Origin of the sequence: Flavobacterium frigoritolerans (genome assembly GCF_025847275.1) — a bacterium.
GTDB classification, from domain to species: Bacteria; Bacteroidota; Bacteroidia; order Flavobacteriales; family Flavobacteriaceae; genus Flavobacterium; species Flavobacterium frigoritolerans.
Window position 1 is genome coordinate 207158 of record NZ_JAOZEV010000006.1, and the last position, 17842, is coordinate 224999.

The 17842-nt window shown below is 32.4% G+C and carries 11 protein-coding genes and 2 tRNA genes; 5 read left to right on the plus strand and 8 right to left on the minus strand.

The window, feature by feature from the left end:
• Positions 1-121: 121 nt before the first annotated feature.
• From OIU80_RS10335 to mutS, 4 genes are all read right to left on the minus strand, one after another.
• Positions 122-469, minus strand: coding sequence for a YegP family protein (locus OIU80_RS10335; RefSeq protein WP_264286927.1), 348 nt, complete (start codon positions 467-469; stop codon positions 122-124).
• Between the two features lie 165 nt (positions 470-634).
• Positions 635-720: transfer RNA gene (locus OIU80_RS10340), tRNA-Leu, on the minus strand.
• A gap of 14 nt (positions 721-734) precedes the next feature.
• Positions 735-807, minus strand: a tRNA-Gly gene (locus OIU80_RS10345).
• A 150-nt stretch (positions 808-957) separates the two neighbouring features.
• The gene (gene mutS / locus OIU80_RS10350) at positions 958-3567 is read right to left on the minus strand and encodes a DNA mismatch repair protein MutS (RefSeq protein ID WP_264286928.1); all 2610 of its coding nucleotides are present in this window, start codon (positions 3565-3567) and stop codon (positions 958-960) included.
• Between the two features lie 157 nt (positions 3568-3724).
• On the opposite strand from mutS, the gene OIU80_RS10355 reads away from it, so the two are divergent.
• From OIU80_RS10355 to OIU80_RS10365, 3 genes are all read left to right on the plus strand, one after another.
• Positions 3725-4147, plus strand: coding sequence for a DUF1573 domain-containing protein (locus OIU80_RS10355; protein ID WP_129540884.1), 423 nt, complete (start codon positions 3725-3727; stop codon positions 4145-4147).
• A gap of 79 nt (positions 4148-4226) precedes the next feature.
• On the plus strand, positions 4227-4763 hold the full coding sequence (locus OIU80_RS10360) for an RNA methyltransferase (protein ID WP_264286929.1): 537 nt from the start codon (positions 4227-4229) through the stop codon (positions 4761-4763).
• Between the two features lie 22 nt (positions 4764-4785).
• Positions 4786-5379 carry a CHAP domain-containing protein gene (locus OIU80_RS10365; RefSeq protein ID WP_264286930.1) on the plus strand — a complete coding sequence of 198 codons (594 nt, stop codon included), beginning with the start codon at positions 4786-4788 and terminating at the stop codon, positions 5377-5379.
• Here the strand turns inward: OIU80_RS10365 and folK are convergent, their stop codons facing one another.
• On the minus strand, positions 5380-6513 hold the full coding sequence (gene folK / locus OIU80_RS10370) for a 2-amino-4-hydroxy-6-hydroxymethyldihydropteridine diphosphokinase (protein ID WP_264286931.1): 1134 nt from the start codon (positions 6511-6513) through the stop codon (positions 5380-5382).
• Positions 6514-6648: 135 nt separating this feature from the next.
• On the opposite strand from folK, the gene sppA reads away from it, so the two are divergent.
• Positions 6649-8412 (plus strand): signal peptide peptidase SppA, encoded by a 1764-nt coding sequence (sppA, locus tag OIU80_RS10375; RefSeq protein WP_264286932.1) that lies wholly within the window; start codon positions 6649-6651, stop codon positions 8410-8412.
• Positions 8413-8831: 419 nt separating this feature from the next.
• Positions 8832-11468, plus strand: a complete 2637-nt coding sequence (locus tag OIU80_RS10380; RefSeq protein ID WP_264286933.1) for an AsmA-like C-terminal region-containing protein — start codon at positions 8832-8834, stop codon at positions 11466-11468.
• An 80-nt stretch (positions 11469-11548) separates the two neighbouring features.
• On the opposite strand, the gene OIU80_RS10385 is transcribed toward OIU80_RS10380, so the two are convergent.
• The 3 genes from OIU80_RS10385 to OIU80_RS10395 form a co-directional block, all read right to left on the minus strand.
• Positions 11549-13414, minus strand: a complete 1866-nt coding sequence (locus tag OIU80_RS10385) for an alpha,alpha-trehalase (RefSeq protein ID WP_264286934.1) — start codon at positions 13412-13414, stop codon at positions 11549-11551.
• Positions 13404-14624, minus strand: coding sequence for an MFS transporter (locus OIU80_RS10390; RefSeq protein ID WP_264286935.1), 1221 nt, complete (start codon positions 14622-14624; stop codon positions 13404-13406). Before OIU80_RS10390 ends, OIU80_RS10385 begins: the two co-directional genes overlap by 11 nt.
• 436 nt (positions 14625-15060) lie before the next feature.
• Complete coding sequence (locus OIU80_RS10395; protein WP_264286936.1) at positions 15061-17706, minus strand: TonB-dependent receptor; 2646 nt, start codon at positions 17704-17706, stop codon at positions 15061-15063.
• Between the last annotated feature and the right edge of the window lie 136 nt (positions 17707-17842).

The window sequence follows — 17842 nt, forward strand, 5'->3', positions numbered from 1 at the left end:
CCATCCGCTTATCGCGAGATGGCTTTTTTATAGGATTAAACTTTAGCTTTATGTTTAAGCAAAAAAAAAGAGAGCATTTTGACTTGTCAAAATGCTCTCTTTTTTTATTTCAATTCCCTACTTAATCTTCAAAAACAAAATCATCCACAGAGAAATCCAAAATTTCAGCTTTAGCCCCATAAGTAACAATCTCCTTTATCCCTTTCTGAAGAAGCAACTCTGTTGTATATTTTCTACTCGTTGCAAAATGATTATCGTTAAATACCAACTTAAAAAAATACTTCCCTCCAGACGATTTAAACTTTAAAAATTTAGCCGACTCTATACTACCCTTAAATTTCTCAATCTCCTCCTCACACTCAAATTTAAGCTCATAACTAAGACTTGTAAAGATGACCTTCCCTTTTCTGGAAGTAAACACAAATTTATACTCATCATTAAACCTCTTACTTATTACAAAAGCACCCATTTATTTTTTAGATTTTTTTTAGATTGTTATCCCGATAGCCACCGGAATTAGAATTAGCGAAGATTTATTTTTTTTTAAAGCCCAAAACCAAGCACCATAAACTTACTTACAAATTACAGACTTTTGTAAAATAAAAAAACCCCTTCAAAAAGAAGAGGTTTCTTGTACTCAGAGCGGGACTTGAACCCGCACGAACATTGCTGTTCACTGGATTTTAAGTCCAGCGTGTCTACCAATTTCACCATCCGAGCATTATATGGCTTTGAGCGAAAAACGGGGCTCGAACCCGCGACCTCGACCTTGGCAAGGTCGCGCTCTACCAACTGAGCTATTTTCGCCTTTCAAATTCTAAATAAGAACTACAATACCTAACTTGTTCTGTATTGCGAGTGCAAATTTAAGACATTTATTGAGTTATACAAGCGTTTTTCGAAAAAAAATTTTACTTATTTCATAACCTACTGATAACCTAAAACTTAAATTTGAAATTATTTTCTAGTAATCATTCTTTTAATCTCATTAAGTTTCATTAACGCCTCTACAGGAGTTATTGCATTTATATCAAGATTTAAAATCTCCTCTTTAATCTCTTCCAATAATGGATCATCTAGATTAAAGAAGCTCATTTGCATTTCATCATTATCCGATTTAATTCCGTTTAGCGCATCACTTGAATGATCCTTCTCTAATTTCTTTAAAAGCTTTTGCGCTTTCAAGATTACAATCTGAGGCATTCCAGCCATTTTTGCAACGTGAATTCCAAAACTATGTGCACTACCTCCTTTTACAAGCTTTCTAATAAAAAGAACAGTGTCTTTTAATTCTTTTACTGCAACGTTATAATTCTGAATTCTCGGAAGCGAATCGGTCATTTCATTTAACTCGTGGTAATGTGTAGCAAATAAAGTCTTAGGTCTTGATGGGTGCTCATGCAAAAACTCTGCAATTGCCCATGCAATCGAAATTCCATCATACGTACTGGTTCCTCTTCCTATCTCATCTAACAACACTAAACTTCTGTCTGAAATATTATTCAAGATTGAAGCCGTTTCATTCATCTCGACCATAAAAGTCGATTCTCCCATCGAAATATTATCCGAAGCTCCTACTCTGGTAAATATCTTGTCTACCATTCCCATCCTAACACTATCCGCAGGAACAAAACTTCCCATTTGGGCCAGCAACACAATTAAAGCGGTTTGACGCAAAATAGCCGACTTACCAGACATGTTGGGTCCAGTAATCATTATTAGCTGCTGTGTTTCTCTATCCAAGAAAACATCATTAGCTATATAAGGTACTCCAACTGGTAATTGTTTTTCGATAACAGGATGTCTTCCGTTTTTAATTTCTAATTCGAAAGTGTCATCAATTTCTGGACAAACATATTTATTCTCGATTGCTAGTTGTGTAAATGAACACAAACAATCTAATTGCGCCACCAAACTTGCATTCATTTGCACAGGTTTGATGTATGTTGTAATCCAAGAAACCAATTGCTCAAAAAGCTCTAACTCTATTTTATGAATTTTTTCTTCGGCACCTAGAATTTTAGTTTCGTATTCTTTTAATTCTTCAGTAATATAACGCTCCGCATTAACCAACGTTTGTTTACGAATCCATTCTGCAGGCACTTTATCTTTATGCGTATTACGAACTTCTATATAATATCCAAAAACATTATTGAATGATATCTTCAAAGAGGTAATTCCTGTTCTTTGCGATTCTCTGGTTTCAATTCCTTCTAAATATTCTTTTCCTGATGTTGATATTGCTCGTAAATCATCCAGTTCTTCACTAATTCCTTTTGCAATAGCATTACCTTTATTAATGGATACTGGTGCTGATTCTTGATTTAGAGTAGTTTTTATTTTCTCACGTAATAAATCGCAACTATGCAAACTATCTCCTATTACTTTTACCGCTTCTTGAGGACTTTTAAGCGCAAGTTCTTTTATCGGAATTATTGCATCTAGAGATTCTTTTAAATAAACAATCTCTCGTGGGGAAACTTTTCCCGCTGCAATTTTAGAAATCAAACGTTCTAAATCTGATATTTGTTTAATCTGATATTGAATATCATGTAGCACTTCCTGATTTTCCTTCAGATATGTTACTACCTCATGACGGCTTTTTATCTTATTACTATCTTTAAGAGGTAAAGCAAGCCAACGTTTTAATAAACGGCCACCCATTGGCGAAAGTGTTCTATCAATAACATCCAGAAGCGTAACCGCATTTGGATTATAGCTGTGATACAACTCTAAATTTCGAATCGTAAATCGATCCATCCAAACATAAGCATCTTCTGCAATACGCTGAATTGTTGTTATGTGCTGCACTCTATTATGTTGCGTTTCGGACAAATAATATAAAATAGCCCCCGAAGCAATGATTCCTTCTTTTAATTCCTCGATTCCAAAACCTTTTAGAGAAACCGTTTGAAAATGCTTCGTTAAAATCTCTAAGGCATAATCTTCTTTGTAAATCCAGTCTTCTAAATAAAAGCTATGAAAATCTTCTCCAAAAGCTTCTTTAAAATTATTCTTATCATGCTTTGGAACCAGAACCTCACTTGGACTAAAATTCTGTAATAATTTATCAATATATTCAGCGTTTCCTTGAGCAGTAAGAAACTCTCCCGTAGATACATCTAAAAATGAAACTCCTATATTTTTATTGGTAAAATAAACAGACGCCAAAAAATTATTGGTTTTTGACTGCAACACCTCATCATTAAGAGAAACACCAGGAGTTACAAGCTCGGTAACACCTCTCTTAACAATTGTTTTAGTCATTTTAGGATCTTCTAACTGATCGCAAATTGCTACGCGAAGTCCTGCTTTTACTAGTTTTGGCAAATACGTATTAATAGAATGATGTGGAAAACCCGCCAAAGCTGTTTCAGTTTCTGAACCTGCTCCACGTTTTGTTAATGTTATACCAAGTATCTTAGAAGCTCTAACAGCGTCTTCTCCAAAGGTTTCGTAAAAATCACCTACTCTAAAAAGCAAACATGCATCTGGATATTTTCTCTTGATTTCATTGTACTGTTTCATTAACGGTGTTTCTTTCACCACTTTCTCTTTCGCTGCCAAATTACTGTGTTTTTAAATGAAAATTTATGACAGCGAATTTATAAATTTTAAAGCGAATAAAGAATCCCTGAAAAAATTAAAATATTTTTAAGGCAATTTTAAGTTACACTTTCATTATTTTACATAAATTTGTTAATAATTAAAAATTAAACTGAAAATGAAAAAAATAATTTTACTTGTAATGTTTACAGTATTAAGCGTTGCTACATCTAATGCCCAAGCAAAAGCTAAAACTGCTAAAGTTGATGGCGCTGGGATGGTTTTTGTTAACGAAGTTATAGATTACGGAACTATTGCACAAAATGCAGATGGAAAACGTGAATTTGTATTTACTAACAACGGTAACAAACCATTAATCATTACTAACACACAAGGATCTTGTGGATGTACAGTACCAACTTCTCCAAAAGAGCCTATTGCTCCAGGTGGAAAAGGTATTATTGGTGTAAAATACGCTACTGACAGAGTAGGTGCTTTTACTAAAACTGTAACAGTTACATCTAATGCAGCTGGACAACCTACAAAAATACTTACTATTAAAGGTACAGTTTTAGCGGCAAATGAAGCTCCAAAAAGCTAAATCGTAAAACAACCACAAAAATAAACGAAAAGCTTCCTTACATTTGGAAGCTTTTTTTATTACTAGAATTTAAATATTTATGAGAAAACTCGAAAACAGCGAACTCGAAAGAAAATCTATTACTGATTTTAAAAAATCAGAAAAAACACCTCTTATTTTAGTATTAGACGATATCCGCAGTTTACATAATATAGGCTCTGTATTTCGAACTGCAGATGCCTTTTTGATAGAAAAAATAATCTTATGTGGCATCACTGCTACTCCACCCAACAAAGAAATTCATAAAACTGCACTTGGCGCCACCGAAACTGTTACTTGGGAGCATCATGAAAACGTATTAGAAGTAATCGAAAATCTTAAAAAAGAAAACATTACAACTCTAGCAATTGAACAAGTTGAGAGTGCAATTTTTTTACAAGATTTTGAAGTAGAGAAAGACAAAAAATATGCGCTAGTTTTTGGAAATGAAGTTTATGGTGTCGCTCAGGAAGCTGTTGCAATTTGCGATGGTTGTATCGAAATTCCGCAATTAGGAACCAAACATTCACTTAATATATCTGTAAGTGCAGGAATTGTTGTTTGGGATTTATTTCAGAAAATGAATTGGCCAAAATAAAAATAACTTTATTGCTATTACAATGAAATTCAAACGTTGGACTTATCTTCTAATTGGTTTATCAATATTTCTTTTCTCAGGAATATGGGCTTTTAAAAAATTTAATTTTAATACAGAACATACCATAGGGCAACCTCTGGACAGTTTGAATGGTGTTCGTGTTTATTACAATGGCGGAGTAAATAATGTTACTGATAGAAATCTTACTGCAGACAATTACAATCTTGGCTTAAAATACCAATGTGTAGAATTTGTAAAAAGATATTATTACGAACATTTTAATCATAAGATGCCTGATAGTTATGGTCATGCCAAAGACTTTTTTAACGCAGATCTTAAAGATGGACAGAAAAATGAAAAAAGAAATTTGGTACAATATACCAATCCAAGCACAAGCAAACCAAAAGCGGATGACCTTTTAATTTATAGCGGAACCATTTTTAATCGATTTGGGCATGTTGCCATTATTTCGAATGTTACCGATAACGAAATTGAAATAATCCAGCAAAATCCTGGTCCTTTTAGCAAATCGAGAGAGGTTTTTTCTTTAATCGAAAAAGAAGGTAAATGGATAATTGGCAATGATCGAATTCTGGGTTGGTTAAGAAAAGAATAGCTACCCTATTTTTTTCTGAATTTCCTCTAAAACAAAAAGATAGTCCTCGTGTTTTTTTACAAAATCACGGTCTGAAACATCAATAATCAGAACATTCAAATCTGATTGTGATTTTATATACTCCAAATATCCATTATTGATTTTATCCAAATACTCAGCCTCAATGTTTTGCTCGTAGCTTCTGCCTCGCTTTTTTATGTTCTGTAATAAGCGTTCTGTATTTTGATATAAATAAACATACAAATCTGGTTTTGGCATTTCCTTATAGATAATATCAAACAAGTTTCGATACAAGCGATATTCATCTTCGGCAAGTGTTATTTTGGCAAAGATTAATGATTTAAAAATATGATAATCGGCTACGATAAAATCTTTAAATAAATCAAATTGCGCTAAATCATCTGATAATTGCTGATAACGATCTGCCAGAAAAGACATTTCGAGCGGAAAAGCATATCGGTTTTGATCTTTATAAAATTTAGGTAAAAATGGATTGTCTGCAAAACGTTCTAATACTGTTTTAGCATTAAAATCATCGGCTATTTTATGAACTAAAGTTGTTTTTCCAGCACCAATATTTCCTTCAAAAGCAATATAATTAAATCGTTGCATTGGAATTTCCTGCAACGGGCTTTTCAAATCCTGAACTACCGTACAAATACTATCATCGGGTGTTATTGCAATTAATTCTGAAATTGTTTTTTGAAAAATTGGATGTTTCCAATTTAAATTTAAATCTTGAATGGGCATCAAGACAAAATTTCGATTTTGCATCAAAGGATGTGGAATCTGAAGCTTATCAGTATCGATAATTTCATCTTCATAAATAATCACATCAACATCTATAAGTCGGGATTGATATCCTTGTTGTTCTGAACGAATACGACCTAATTGTTTTTCTACTTTTAGAACCTGATTTAATATTTTTTGTGCCGATGCATTGGTATGCAAAATTAAGGCACAATTATAAAATGCATCACTTTCAAAACCCCAAGCTGGTGTTTCATATAACCTCGAAACCTGAACAACAGTACCGATTTCCTGATGTATCAAATTAATGCAGTTTTCTATATTTGCTAACCTATTTCCTTGGTTACTTCCTAGGGATAAAACGACCTGATGTTGTGATTTCATAATTAGATGCAAATTAACTAAAAGTATTTTAGAAATAGAATATATTTGTATAGCGACTTATAACAAAATAAAAAAATATAAAGTCTCGATTTGTAACATTTTAGCTTTTTAGCTACTTATTAAAAAAATGTAATTATGAAATTTTTAGGAAATGTAATAGCTACCGTAATCGGTATTTTTGTTTTTTTCATGCTGTCCTTTTTTGGAATAATGTTATTAGCTGCGCTTTTTGGAGGCGATAGTAATGCTGTTACCGTAAAAAGTGACTCTGTAATTGAACTTGATTTAAGAAAAATACAAAATGATTATGCTGGAAAATATAAAGACCCTTGGGTAACTATTTTTTCTGAGCAAAAAGGTATTGGGTTAACAGATATCATTAATGCTATTGATGTCGCAAAAACGGATGATAATATTAAAGGAATTTCAATTCTTAATGATGCATCATCTTTAGGAATGGCACAAAGTAAAGATTTACGAAATGCTCTTGAAAGTTTTAAAAAATCAGGAAAGTTTGTAATGGCGTATTCTAATGCGTATTCTCAAAAAGAATATTATTTAAATTCGGTTGCAAATACAATTTATTTAAATCCCGTTGGTGATTTAGATTTTAAAGGACTGTCTTCTGAAATTATGTTTTTTAAAGATTTTCAAGAAAAATCAGGTATTCACATGGAGGTAATTCGTCATGGAAAATATAAAAGTGCTGTTGAACCATTTCTTGAGAACAAAATGAGCGATGCCAACAGAGAGCAAACTGGAGCTTTATTAAACTCTATTTGGAATACTGTTGTTGCTGATATTTCTAAAAGCCGTAACATTCCAGTTACCCGATTAAATGAAATCGCAAACGGACTTTTAGCCCGAACACCAGAAATGGCAAAAACGGAGCGTCTTGTAGATGTTATTGCCTACGAAGATGTATATCATAATGCTATCAAAAAAGCATTAAAAGTAACAGGCGATGATGATTATAATAAAGTCTCTATCTCTGATTATACACAAAATATCATTACAACTGCTGTTAGTTCTGATTCTTCAAGCGATCAAATCGCAATTATCTACGCTCAGGGAGAAATTCAAAGTGGAGAAGGCGATGTCACTGTTATTGGTGAAGGATCTATGCGCCGTTCTTTACAAGAAGCTCGTAAAAACAAAGATGTAAAAGCAATTGTGCTAAGAATTGATAGTCCTGGAGGAAGTGCTTTAACTTCTGATTTAATTTGGAGAGAAGTAGAATTAACTAAAAAAGTAAAACCTGTAGTTGTTTCTATGGGTAACTATGCAGCATCTGGAGGATATTATATTGCATGTAATGCTAATAAAATATTTGCCGAAAGCAATACAATAACTGGTTCTATCGGAGTTTTTGGAGTACTACCAAATTTCACTCCTTTGGCAAATAAACTAGGAATTAATACTGAACAAGTAAAAACTCACGTAAATGCTGCCAACTATAGCCCGTTTGTACCTTTGGATGAAAACTTCAAAGCTGTGACCTTAGAAAGTGTTGAACATATTTACAAAACTTTTGTAACTCATGTTGCCGAAGGAAGAAAAATGACTTTTGATCAAGTTGATGCTATTGCACAAGGAAGAGTTTGGACTGGTTCTGAAGCCCTTAAAATTGGTCTTGTAGATAAAATTGGAGGCCTAAATGATGCGATAGCTGAAGCTGCAACTCTTGCCAAAATAAAAGACTACAGCACACAAAACTATCCAGAATACGAAAAGAAATTTAATGATATGTTGCAAGGTTTGCCTTTTGCAAAATCAAAAGAGAATTTCATTAAAGAAGAAATAGGTGAAGAAAAATATTTTATTATCGAACAAGTAAAAAGATTACAAAATAAAAAAGGAGTACAAGCAATGATGCCCTTTCAAATTAATATTCAATAATTACAACTTCATTACATATTACAATCCGTTTGAGTCTAACTTAAACGGATTTTTTATTTTATATATAATCGCTTAAAGTTAACTCAGGTTTAATTTACTGGTAACACATCTAAGTGCATCTTGTTGCTACTTTAGCAAAATATTGCAAGGTTAGTTATACAAGCTTTTAAGACATTTTACGCTAGTAGAATTCATAACAATATTACCCTGTTTATTTTTTTGAATAGCTTACTCATGTCAGCCCCTCGATATGTAGTAGGCTATTTTTTTCTATTTAAAAAAAGATAAAACTTACAAATAAATGTGCTTCAATTTCTTTTTATGAAAAAATTGCAGAAGGAATCACACATAAAAGTTTATTTTTGCAATAAGCAGGCACAAAATTTGCTTGTAATAACTGAATCCAAATAACTACATATATGCTAAAGAAAGTTCTGAAAATCGCAGGAATAGTAATCGTTTTACTAATTGCATCGTTGTTTGCAATTCCATATTTTTTTAAAGACCAGATAAAAGCCAAAATATCTGAAGCCATCAATGAGAGCGTTGATGCCAAAGTTAGTTTTGTCGATGCTGATTTGAGTTTATTTAAAAACTTCCCGAACGCTAACGTTTCCATAGAAAAACTGGTGATTATCAATAAAGCTCCTTTTGAAGGTGATACTTTAATTTCATTGGGTGAGTTAAATTTGAAAATGAGCATCAAAGAGCTTTTCAAAGGAAAAGATGAACCTTTGAGTATTCAGGGAATTGATACCAAAAACGGATTAATCAATATTATATTTGATAAAAATGGTGTTGGTAATTTTGACATTGCATTAAAAAAAGACGATTCAAAAAAAGACGAGACGGCAAGCAAACCTCTTTCCTTAAAAATCAAAGGTTATAAAATCGAAAATTTCACTTTTAGATATTTTGATCAAGGTTCAAAAATTAAAATGGTTATCGATAGTTTGAACCACGAAGGTAACGGAGATTTCACTGCTTCTAAGTTGGACTTAACAACAAAATCGACCGCCAAAGTATCTTTGGATATGGACAAAATCAATTATATGAAAAATGTGTCACTAACTCTTGATGCGGTTTTAGGTATTGATTTAGAAAAAAACAAATACACATTTAAAGAAAACAAGGCTTTAATTAATCAGTTGCCTTTAGAGTTTGATGGTTTTATTCAAATGGTTGAAGGTGGACAACAATATGATTTAAAGTTCAAAACACCTACCTCATCGTTCACTAACTTTCTGGGCTTAATTCCATCTGCCTATTCTTCTGGATTAGATGGCGTAAAAACTACAGGAGATTTTACTGTTGCTGGATTTGCAAAAGGACTATTTTCAGACACTACTGTTCCTAAATTCAATATTGAAATTGCATCTAACAATGCTTCATTTAAATATCCAAACTTACCCAAATCGGTTCAGAACATTGTAATCGACACTAAGATTATAAACGAAACTGGAGTTTTAAATGATACGTATGTAAATTTAGATAAACTTTCGTTCAAGATTGATCAGGATGTTTTTAACGCTAAAGCAAATATCAAAAACATTACTGTTAATCCTATTGTAGATGCTGCCTTAAAAGGAACTATTAACTTAGCCAATCTTTCTAAAGCATATCCTATAAAAATGGACAAACCATTAGCTGGAATATTAAAAGCCGATGTAACTACTAATTTTGATATGGCTTCGGTTGAAAAAAGTCAATACCAAAACATAAAAAATGCTGGTACAATGAGCTTATCTGGATTTAAATATACAGATGAGAATAATAAATCAATGAATATTAGCACTGCTTTGGTTCAGTTTAATACAAGTACAATTAACTTAAAACAATTTGATGCTACAACCGGAAAAAGTGATATTAGCATTAATGGTATTCTTGAAAATTTCTATGGTTTTATGTTTAAAAAACAAGAGCTAAGAGGGAATTTCAATATGAGTTCAAACCAATTGGCTGTTGATGACTTTATGACTACGGGAGAACCTGCTGCTGCTAAAACTGAAACCGATTCTAAGGCTAAAGCTAAACCAGCCGAAGCTATGAAAATTCCTGCTTTCCTAAATTGTACATTAACTGCAAAAGCAAATACAGTTTTGTATGATAATTTAAAACTAACAAATGTTGCTGGAAAAATAATTGTAAAAGACGAAAAAGCAACTTTAGAGAACTTTAAAACATCCATTTTTGGAGGAACTATTGGCTTAAACGGAACTGTTTCTACAAAAGAAAAAGTTCCTACTTTTAATATGAATTTAGGATTCAATCAAGTTGATATTGCACAATCATTCACGCAATTAGATATGTTGAAAAAGATTGCTCCGATAGCAGGAATTATCAATGGTAAATTAAATTCGACTATTAAACTTAACGGAAATCTAAATGCTACCGAATTAACTCCAGATTTAAAATCAATTTCAGGAGATTTGATAGGGCAATTACTTTCGACTACTGTAAATGCTAAAAATTCGACGGTATTAAATGCTTTGACTTCAAACATTAAATTCATTGATATGAATAAAGTAAATTTGAACGATATTAAAGCAGCCTTATCTTTTGAAAATGGAAAAGTTAACGTAAAACCGTTTGACATTAAATATCAAGATATTAAAATTACTGTTGGCGGAACTCACGGTTTTGATCAAACGATGAACTACAATATTAAGTTAGACGTTCCTGCAAAATATCTTGGATCTGAAGCCAATGCTTTTATTGCTAAAATGTCTCCTGCTGATGCTGCTAAACTAGAAAATATTCCGATTAACGCATTATTGACTGGAAATTTTTCTAGTCCAAAAGTATCTACAGATATGAAAAGTGCCATTACGAGTTTAACTACACAATTGGTTAATCAGCAAAAAGATAAGCTTACTAAACAAGGAACAAGTGCTTTAACAGATTTGATTAATAAAAATACCAAATCAAAAGATACTACTAAAGCTGGTGCAACAGCTAAAGAAAAAACTACTCAGGAAGTAACTAATAAAGCGAGTGAATTATTAAACGGTTTGTTTAAGAAAAAGAAAAAAGAAGAGCCTGCAACGACTCCATAAAATTTCATCATTACGTTTAAAAAAAGCCTAAGAATATTAATTCTTAGGCTTTTTTATTGATGGCTATTAAATTTTTCTTTCTAAAACAATGTATCAGGATCTGTTAGTTTTTCTAATTCTTCTTTTAATTCCGTTTTTAAAATACTCAATCCAACCTGATAGGAAGCATTCATCCAACCAAAACCTTCTTCGGTAATATAATCGAATGCTGTACCTACATTTCCGTATTCAGCAAATATTTTTAGGGAACTGGTTTCTAAATTAAATTTCTCCGGAATAGTCCCGTTATAATCTACTGCATTGCGAGTAATAAGCCATAACCATCGATAAATCATTTCCTGAGCTTCATTTACATAATTATAATTCAGTAATCCTTCCCATAAAAACATTTGATGTGGCGCCCATCCAAAAGGGTAATCCCATTGTCGTTGTGGTGAATTTACATCTAAATCATCAATTGCTTCCTTGGTACTTCCTGCGATTCCTCCTTTTAATTTAAATTTAGGTAATGCGTTTTTAACTAAAACTTCGGCTTGTTCTGCATTACATAAATTTGCCCAAAGCGGATAAAATGTTGCTGCTGCATCAAATTGGTGTGGTTCATTCTTTACAAAATTATAATCGTAATAAATCCCTGCATTGGTATCCCAAAGCAATTCATTGATTTTTTCTTTTCTAAAAGCTGCTTTTTCTTTCCAATATTCACTAGAATATGTTGTGTGTTTTTCATCTGTAAAATGATTATCAAACTCTGTTTCAATTAAGAAAGCAATATCTATTTCATATTTATAAAGCAAACTGTTTAGATCTATCGTATTTAAATCGGCACAAACATTTACAAATCGATTGGTTGTATCGTGACCGCTTTCTCGCATGCTACGATCGTGAACAAAATAGGCATCTAGGCTAGCATCGGTAATTTCTCTGTCAAGATATTTTTTTTCAAATTCTCTTAAAGGTAAATTATATAACAGCGCATATTTCTCCAGAACATCATCAAAATGCCCTACCTCAACTTCAAACGGAAGACCAATTCCTTCTGCTTTATATCGGTTTAGTCCATTTGGCGTAAGCCTCTTCCCTTCTTGCATCCAAACGGTTTGGTATTCTTTTATTGCAGTATGCAGATGTTTTGCAATCCAGTCTTTTTCTGGCTTAGAATTTTCTGTAATCGCAACAATTAATGAAGTATATAATGGGGGTTGTGTTCGTGTTAAATAATAACTTCTGTTTGCATTAAGTATCTTGCCATAATGGTCGATTTGATATTTAAAATTCTCGGCAATCCCTACAGCTAGTTCTGGTTTATTATCCAGCAAAAGTCCTATTGCAATAAAGTAGCTATCCCAGCCATACATTTCGTTAAATCGACCTCCAGGAACTACAAACGGAACACCTTTTATCTCCTTATTGTCTTGCTGCAATGCCAGAGCCAAGATTCCTGGTTTCTTGTTTAAAGTCAATACATATTCTGATGAAATATCCTTGGCTAGTTGAACCACTTTTAATTTTGGAATAGATGCTTCTAAATTTTTAAAATACTCAAAAGCTACAGTATCTGTTGCTGGAACATATAAATACGAAATTGCATTTTCTATCTTATCATCTTCAACAATTTTTGCAACGCCTTTTGCATCGATAGTTCTCGTTAATCCATTCCAATATAAATTCTTTATTTTTCTGGAAATGCGACTTACTGGATTCTCTATTATTTCGGAACTATTTATTTCTGCAAATTCTGAATTGCTTTTTTTAGACAATGCCAATTCCTGCAATAAATTAGACAAATGATAAGTTCCCTCTATGTTTAGAGAATTTCCGTTTTCATCTTCTAATAAAAAAGTTTTAGGCCCTTTATCGTCTATCGTAATTTTTTTATCACCATCCGTGTCTTCTTGTGCCAATAACCTCTGAAGCGTCTGATTTATGTTTAGTTTAAATTTCATTTTTAGTCGTTATTTTTTTTAATATAAAGAATGACACCAATAATAATGACATTGGAATCAATGTGTAATAAAATGCATTTTGTGGTCCTTGATTTTGAAATAACCATCCTATTATTCTTGAACCTATCGTTCCTCCCAGTGCAGAAAAAACTACGATTAATCCTGTCATGGAACTATGTAACTTTTTAGGCAAAGCGCTCAATATAACTGAATTTAGCAACGGATAAATAGGTGCTATAAATAATCCCACTAGTGGAAATGCAAAGCCTATTAATGGAATTTCGCTAAACGAATGAATCGTTTTGACCTCTAACCCTACTGCTTTAGGTAATACAAAAATTACAATGAGCATAGCGCATATAATACAACAACTCAATACCCAAATCCAGTTTATTTTTTTGGTAATTTCTCCCGCCAATATCCTTCCAATTGCCAATGAAATAGCCAGAATACTTGCCATCATTATACTATTGTTTTCTGATAGATGAAGCACTTTATCATTAAATGTTGGCAACCAAGACATAATTCCTTGTTCGATCATTACAAACAAAAAGGCACTTACTACGAAAACTATTACGAGTAGCTTTGCCATTAATTTTATCATTTGCACAAAATCATCAGCAAGATTTGCCCCTGGAATTTCTACTGGTTTTTCTATTTTTATAAAAAATAAAAAGCCAAATGATAGTAATGTTAATAAAGCCAAAAACCAATATACGTTAAGCCAAGAATCAGGATTAGTATCATTATTAAAAGCAGGAAATAAAAAATAGGCCAATGCAATTCCTATCATAAAAACGCCTTCGACACTACTCATCAAAGCGTTATGTTCTTTCTGATTATTGGTTACTGTACCAATAAGGGAATAAACGGATACTTTTATTAATGCAAAAGAAACTCCTACGGTTGCAAAAAGTAATTTGGCATAATTAAAAGAGTTACCATAATACATAGCGATACAGGCAAAAGTGACCAATCCTAGCCCGATAAGCATTGCTTTTTTATAGCCTATTCTTGGTAAAAATGAAGCTATCAAAAATGACACAATTGCGATTGGTAAATCCTTAAAAGCTTCTAGAATACTGGCTTGTAATTCATTTACGCCATAATTTTTTTGCGCTTTCAAAATTACTATCCCAACGCTGTTCAGTAATATTGCAAACACAAAGTAATTGAGATATAATACTGCTGTTATTCCTGCTTTTTTCATCTTAACATTTTGATTTACTAATGAATGCAACAAAAAGCCAAATGTTGTTATTAAAACAGCATTCGGCTGAACTAATTAATACTCGTCGAGTATAATAAAAAACACAATATTTTATTTTTTTTAACCCGTTGGGTGTAATTATTTTAACACATAGAAACATAGTTTTTTTAGCTAAAAATAAGGCATTTCATTTATTTAAAGTGCGCAGAGTTAGCTATGCGAAAGAAATGTATTTCTTTTTGTATTCTTTTTTACACATAAAATCTATGTTTCTATGTGTTTGATTAAGCTTTTGTGACCCGAGTAAAGCGAATAGACGAAGTAATTACACCCCAACGGATTTATTTTAATAAAACTCTACATCTATATAATCTCGCAAAGTCGCAAAGTTTCTACAAATTATTTTCTTTGTGTCTCGGCGTCTTTACGAAAGAACCTAAAAGTTAATTGCTACAGAAAATCTAAAAGCACGTCCTAAAATCGGTCTTGCCAAAAACACATCTGTATCTGATGTTGATTGTCTTGGATTACCTTCTGTCAAACCAATCTCGTTGAACAAATTTGTTCCATCAACAGCAAATCGTAAATTGTTAACGGTGTAACTTAAACCTGCTCCAACTTCTTTAAAAGCTGGCAAAACTTGTTTATTATCCTGATTTGTATATTTTTTATCAAAATAAGAATACTGAACATATCCTGATAATCTTTTGGTTATATCTACTTCTGGTCTTATAACACAAAAGAATTTAGGGATTCTACGGGCGGTGTTTCCGTTAAAATTAAATGTACTTCCATCGGCATTTTGACCTGTAAAATTATCATACTCTGGATTTTGAAGTGTAAAATTAAAGTTCAATCTCGCAATGCTATATCTTACATTTGTTTCTACTTCTAACCCTAAATTATTTACATCAGCAAATTTATTTTCAGATGATCCGTCTGCTAATATATCCGTAAAAGCAACATTCTTTAAATTCATGTGAAATAAATTGGCATTTACCGAAAGGAATGAATTCGCATATTTATACCCAAACTCTAATTGGTTTACAAAAGTATTTTCTAGTTTGCTTAAATCATTGGCATTGTCATAAAATGACTCTTCTATTGGCGATCTAAAACCATGACTATATCTTATATAAGAAGCCATATTTTCATTAAACTTGTAATTTCCTGCTGCTGTATAAGAAAGTTCACTCACATCATATCTCCAATACGTATATGGATTTCCCTGAATTGTTGTTACCGCATCATCCGCAGTATTATTATCCAAAACTCCTAAATTTTCGGCACCAAATCGAGCATTATCTCTGTATCCTGAATACACATTTTTGTCGTATCTCAAACCGGCATTAAATGTTAAATTATCGGTAGCTTGAATTTCGGCATCAACATAAAAATCATTTAATTTACCTTTTGTTTGTGCATCTCTTTCTAACCATGTAATTCTTTCTATCCCGTTCCATGTATGTGCTATCCCGCTTGCAGTATTATTTACGTTTACCAATCTTGGATTATCGGTAACATCTACCAAGTAATTACTCCAGTTCCAGTATTGATTTGATTTCCAATTAGAGTAATAATATCCAACTGTAAGGTTAACAGGTTTTAAATCGAAATTAAAAGACAGGTTATTGGCAAAATTTTCCATTTGTTTATGAATATACCAATGATCTGCTCTCATAATTAACGCGTTTGGATTTAATGCTGTATTATTATCTACATATGTATAGCTTAAATCTCCTGTGTTTGCTGGAGCTAAATTTTGTACATCTGTTGCATAACCATCTTGTGTCCATGGTCCACCGCTACTATAAATGGCATTGTAATTCAAATCTATTTTAGTATTTCTGAATGCATTTTTCAGGGTAACTTTATCGGCTATTTTCTTTTTAAACTCAGCTCCAATGGCATCTACAACTGGGTGAACTCCATCTTCTAAATCGGCTTTAAAAGTTCCTCCTCCATATTGCGGTACACTTAAATGAGAGAAGTTTGCTGAAGTCAACGTTCCATAATTTGGATCAAATCCTGCTACTCCCTCTACTTTTCCGTTATTACTTTTTAATGGAATTGGCAAATAGAACGTATTTCTATCATCTAGTTTTTTGTAATTCAATCTCAAATAACCTCCATCATCAAATTTATAAGTAAGGTTCATTTTTACTTGTCCTCCTTTATTTGCAGTAAAACCAGTTTTTCTAATTCCGTCATCAGCTCTATAAAATCCTCCTACATTAAAAAACAATTTATCTTTTACCAAGGCTCCTCCTAAATTAAGATCAGTACGAAACAATCCATAATCTCCTACAGTAAGTTTAGCTCTTCCTTGAAATTCATTTTGTCCTGTTTTCGAAATAAAATTGACAATTCCTCCTGGTGCATTCGATGCAAAAATCGATGCTGAACCTCCTCGAACGGCTTCCATTTTGCTTACTGTTTCATCAAGTCTGTACCAATTATCTGCATTTGCAAATTGTAAAGCTCCATCTTCAAAAACTGGTAAACCATCTTCCTGTATTTGCACATATTCATACGCTCCTGCCGACGGAATTCCTCTTGCAAAAAGGTTATTTCCTACTTCTCCTCCCGATGTTTCGACAACAAATCCCGGAATAGTCTGAAGAAGATCTGCTGTACTTATTGGTGCTCTATTTTCGATTGCTTTTGCTCCTAAAGTCGTAATTGCAATGCTTGATTCTAATTTTGATCTTGGATTTGATGAACCTGTAACAACTACTTCTTTCAAACTTTGAGATTCGGCTTCTAAATGAAAATCAATTTTTATATTTTCTCCATCTTTAAGGGTAACACTCTTTTGAGTTGATTTATATCCAATATTTGTAACAAGAATAATATAAGTCCCTCTTGAAAGATTAAAAAATGTATATCCTCCATCTGCATCCGTACTCACCGCTAGTGAAACGTCTTGGATAACGATATTTACACCCGGAGCTGATTGCCCGTTTTCATCGAATACTTGCCCCGAAACACTACTTTTTTCTTGTGAAAAAACCATTGCTGGAAGAATAAATAACAATAACATCCAGAACGACGTTATTGAGCTAGAATTAAACTGTTTCATGATTAATTTATTTGGTTAGGTTATTAGTTAGGGTAAAACTATTGCCTATTTATTTATATCAATGAATATTTTCGTCGAAAACGTTTTCGATTTAACCGAAAACGTTTTCGATTCATTAAAATTAACCCATTGAGTG

Excerpts from the sequence above, each read along its gene's own strand:
- OIU80_RS10335 (WP_264286927.1), bottom strand. The coding sequence starts at position 469 with ATGGGTGCTTTTGTAATAAGTAAGAGGTTTAATGATGAGTATAAATTT.
- OIU80_RS10355 (WP_129540884.1), top strand. The coding sequence starts at position 3,725 with ATGAAAAAAATAATTTTACTTGTAATGTTTACAGTATTAAGCGTTGCT.
- sppA (WP_264286932.1), top strand. The coding sequence starts at position 6,649 with ATGAAATTTTTAGGAAATGTAATAGCTACCGTAATCGGTATTTTTGTT.
- folK (WP_264286931.1), bottom strand. The coding sequence starts at position 6,513 with ATGAAATCACAACATCAGGTCGTTTTATCCCTAGGAAGTAACCAAGGA.
- OIU80_RS10360 (WP_264286929.1), top strand. The coding sequence starts at position 4,227 with ATGAGAAAACTCGAAAACAGCGAACTCGAAAGAAAATCTATTACTGAT.
- OIU80_RS10385 (WP_264286934.1), bottom strand. The coding sequence starts at position 13,414 with ATGAAATTTAAACTAAACATAAATCAGACGCTTCAGAGGTTATTGGCA.
- OIU80_RS10380 (WP_264286933.1), top strand. The coding sequence starts at position 8,832 with ATGCTAAAGAAAGTTCTGAAAATCGCAGGAATAGTAATCGTTTTACTA.
- OIU80_RS10395 (WP_264286936.1), bottom strand. The coding sequence starts at position 17,706 with ATGAAACAGTTTAATTCTAGCTCAATAACGTCGTTCTGGATGTTATTG.
- OIU80_RS10390 (WP_264286935.1), bottom strand. The coding sequence starts at position 14,624 with ATGAAAAAAGCAGGAATAACAGCAGTATTATATCTCAATTACTTTGTG.
- OIU80_RS10365 (WP_264286930.1), top strand. The coding sequence starts at position 4,786 with ATGAAATTCAAACGTTGGACTTATCTTCTAATTGGTTTATCAATATTT.